Below are 4,719 nucleotides of genomic sequence, written 5' to 3' on the forward strand. Positions count from 1 at the left end.
AAGGATCGGAGATAAATCGCTCCGCCGTCAGCTCGGGACGGTTCAGATAACCTCGCGAAACTCCCGAACCCCCGATATATAATTCTCCCTGAATTCCGATTGGACACAATTCACGGAATGGACCAGTAATATAGATACGCGTATTGGCAATGGGTTTGCCGATAAGTACAGGTTCGCTGGTTTGTACCCGGTAGCAGGTACTATAAGTGGTTGCCTCAGTAGGGCCATATAGATTCCGGACCTCTATCCTTTTAGTATCAAGGGCATGCTGAACTTCAGGAGGAATAGGCTCACCTGCCATGTTGATTACACTAATCCTTTTAAAATCGGCCTTTTCTTTTACTAAAAACCGGACTACGTCCGGAACACTATTTACAAAAACAGATGAATCTTTTGACAAACAGGCTAAAATGGATAAACCGTTCTCCAATATCCGGACTGGTTTACCTTCCACCAATGGATAAAACAATTCAAAAACCGAGAGGTCGAAGCAAAGAGAAGTAACCGCATACATAATCTCGAAATAGCTTTGCGAGAACTCCTGCCGGCACCATTGAATAAAAGCAAACAGGTTTTTATGTTCGATCATTACCCCCTTTGGCTGACCCGTTGAACCCGAAGTATAGATCACGTAAGCCAGATCAGCCGGGCCGAAGATCCTGGGCAAAGGCTGGGTTGATCCCTCTGCTATTTCCTGACAGGCCCTGTCCAGATCTATAACGGTTGCCCGATGAATCTCCCCGAGGTGTAGCCTTGCCGCACAATCACCAGAACTGATGAGGATTTCAGAACCGGTATCCTGCAGCATATACCTGATCCGGTCCAAAGGATAATTCGGATCGATGGGGACATAGGCTGCTCCGGTCTTGAGTATGCCTAATATCCCAACGACCATTTCGATCGATCTTCCCAGGCAGATCGCGACCAGATCTTCATGGCCCACCCCTTTTTTACGTAGATAATGACTCAATTGATTCGAACGTTCATCTAATTCCCGGAAGGTCAAACACTCTTCTTCAAAAACCAGGGCAACTGCATCGGGAACGATCAAGGCCCGTTCTTCGAACAAATCGACAATCGTCTGATCCGTTGGATAATCAGCCCGGGTGGGATTAAAATCCTCCAACACCTGGTAGCGCTCGGCAAATGTCAACATGGGAAGAGAGGCTATAGGCAATCCTGGCTGTTTAGAAATAGAATGCAGTAATCCTTTATAATGATCCAGCATTCTCGCTATTGTATCCTCTTTGTAAAGATCGGAACAGTATTCCACACTGCCCTCCAACCCTTCCGGCCCTTCCGCCAAGGTATAGGTAAGATCGAATTTTGAGGTATGATGATTGATGTTTTCGGCAACTAATTCCAGCCCCGGCAATTTCGGATGCTCCGGTACCGTCTCTGAATTATTCTGCATCACAAATAATACATCGAACAATGGATTTCTGCTCATATCCCGCTCCTTTACTACCGCCTCTACTACTTTCTCGAACGGCACTTCCTGATTTTCATAAGCCGCCAATGTCGTTTGTTTTACCCGTTGCAGCAAGGTTATAAAATCCGGGTTATCACCCAGCTCTGTACGGAACACCAGCGTGTTGATGAAAAAACCAATAAGCCCTCCCACCTCGGACTGTTGACGACCGGCGATTACACTGCCAATTGTAATATCCCCCTGCCCGCTGTATCGATATAACAATACTTTAAAGGCGGCAAGCAGTGTCATGAACAGGGTTACCCCTTCCTGCCGGGATATATGGAGTAACTCTCCGCTTAGTTCCCTGCCGAGTCTGAAGGGCAATATATCTCCACGCATACGCTGTATGCCTGGACGGGGATAATCCGTCGGCAGGTTTAAAGCAGCCATCCCCATTAATTGCTTCTGCCAATAATTTGTTTTCAGCATCAGCAAATTCCCGGATAAATACTTTCGTTGCCAGATGGCGTAATCCGCATATTGTAAAGGCAGGACCGGTAAGCGGACCTCTCGTTTTTCCATATAGGCGTCGTATAATTCCACCAATTCCTTGACCAGGATGCCGGCAGACCATCCGTCCGAAGCGATATGATGTAATACCATAACCAAAATCCATTCCCGTGGAAATAACCGGATGAGATGTACCCGTAATTTAAAATCAGAAGCCAGATCGAAGGGAATTTCGATTAACCCCTCAATATAAGATTGCAGAGCTCCGGCATTATGTTTATACATTGGATCATCCACAAAGGCCGGCATAAATTCTACCATTTCCTGCACCCGCTGAAAGGCCTTACCATCCTGCTCTTCGATCATGGTACGCAGAACCTCATGCCGCACGACGATCTGCTGAAATGCATAAATTAGTGCTTCCTCCTGAAGAGTTCCCTTAATACGAAGAACGAGTGGGATATGATATTGAAGGGATCCTTCCAACTGATCAATGAACCATAACCGCTCCTGTGCAAAGGATAACGGTATCCGATCCGGCCGGGATTGTTTGATAAAAGCCGTAAAGGTGGTCAAACCGGTATGTCCCTCCAATTTTCCTGCCAGGGTGGAGATGGTCGGATAATCAAATATTTCTCCTATTAAAACTTCCACTCCCAATTGTTTACGAATAGCGGCAATTAAGCGGATCGCCAATAAGGAATGTCCACCCAGCTCAAAAAAATCATCCTTTGTCCCAACATTTTTTATCTGCAACAAATCTTGCCAGATCTTTACCAACTCTACCTCTATTGCATTAACGGCCGAGGTATTTTCTTTTCGGCAGGCGCCATCTCCGGATTCCATCCTCTGCAAGGTTTTTCGGTCGGTCTTGCCATTGGGAGTTAAGGGCATTTGTTCCAGTATCATCAGCCCGGAGGGTAACATGTACTCCGGTAAATGGTTTTTTAAAAAGGTGAGGATCTCACCCTGAATGCTACTGATGTCTTCCGGCTTCATTCCATTCCGGGGTACGACATAGCCCACCAGGCCGGATTTCCCATACGCGTCCTTCCTGACTATAATTGCACATTGTTTCACCAGGCCACTTTCATCCAATACCCGTTCGATCTCGCCAGGCTCGACTCGATAACCCCGGATCTTGACCTGTTCATCTATCCGGCCAAGGTATTCGATATTGTCATCCGGAAGCCACCGGCAAAGGTCTCCGGTTTTATATAATCTGGATCTGTCAGTATAGCCCCTTATTGATTCATTATCTATGGAATCCTTATAATCCTGAAATAAGTGAGTTATAAATCGTTCTGCAGTTAAATCCGGGCGATTCAAATATCCCCGGGCAAGACCTGTCCCACCAATACAAAGCTCCCCGGTTACTCCCACTGGTACCAAACGGGTTTGCGCATCCACAATATACAGGTGGATATTATCGATCGGCTTTCCGATCGGTATGCTGTTATTGGACCCGGGGCCAACTTCTTCCAATTCCTTAAACCAATATACGCTGCAGCCAACGGTGGCTTCCGTTGGGCCATACTCATTCACAATCTCCGTCCCCCCGCCCATCCAATTAACGACCTGGTTGCGTTGCAGCGCCTCCCCTCCGATAACCAGTTTCTTCGTCAGCGATTCTCCTGTCCGGTTACCCAAGGCTAATTCCAAAAGCGGAATATGGGAAGGCGTAACCTTTAAGAAATCATAAGGGGCATACTTCAGGAATGTCTCATCATTAAACACCTCCATCGGGTCCCCCCTTCCGATAACAATGGATTTTCCTTCTACTAAAGGCAGGAAGATCCCTGTCAGGGAAGCATCGAAAGTGTATGATAAATGGATAAAACTCCCTGCTTTGACCAGGAATTCCGGATGCTCCGGGTTAATATATTTTGTTTTGCTGTTTACCAGGTAATTGGCCAGGCACCGGTGTTCGATCATTACTCCTTTTGGCCGACCCGTAGATCCGGAGGTATAGATCACATAGGCCAGGTCATCCGGTCCGGGGAGTATGGAAACAGGATTAGGTTCCATTTTTCCATGCAATCCCATGTCATCGTCCAGTTCTACTACAAACATTTCATGATCCAATAAAATTCCCGATCGGTTGATACTGCTACACACGAGGATTTCCGCTCCCGAATCCTTCAGGATATATCCGATCCGTTCGGCAGGGAATCCGGGATCAATGGGGACATATGCTCCACCTGCTTTCATGATTCCCCAAATGCCGATGATCATCTCCAAAGACCGGTCAAGGCATATTGCTACTATGGTCTCGCTGCGCACGCCTGCATTTTGCAAATAGTTACCTAATTGATTGGAGCGGTTGTCGAGTTCCCGGTAGGTTAAAACTTCGTTCCCGAAAACCAGGGCTATTGCCTCCGGGTTGCGTTGTACTTGTTCGTGAAAAAGATCTACTACTGTTTTTTCCTTTCGGGTCTCCTTATTTATTACATTGAATTCCTTCAGCAATTGCTGGTATTCCGGTTTGGTGAGCAATTCTATGTCTCTTATCAAACCTGGGGATCCATCTGTTAGTTGGCCCAATACCTGGTAAAAATGGCCACGTATTTGTTGTACATAATTTCCCGGCAGCAACCGGGTATTATAAGAAAAACGGATCATGACGGTGCTGCCGACGGCTATCGTTATTCCCAATAAAAAATTTCCTTGTTCGTTTAATTCGACTCCGGCAATTTTTAATGCCCAGGATCGGGAGGTGATCACTTTGCTGACCGGGTAGTTCTCGAATACGAGCAGGCTGTCGAACAGATCTCCTGTTATGCCCAACCCTTGTT

General features: G+C 46.7%; 1 protein-coding gene. It reads right to left on the reverse strand.

Annotation, left to right across the window (positions count from 1 at the left end; genetic code table 11):
- Positions 1–4,719 (reverse strand): amino acid adenylation domain-containing protein (locus ACX0G9_RS31515; RefSeq protein ID WP_459068978.1); only part of this gene is annotated, 4,719 nt, incomplete at both ends.

This window comes from Flavitalea flava (genome assembly GCF_054461575.1).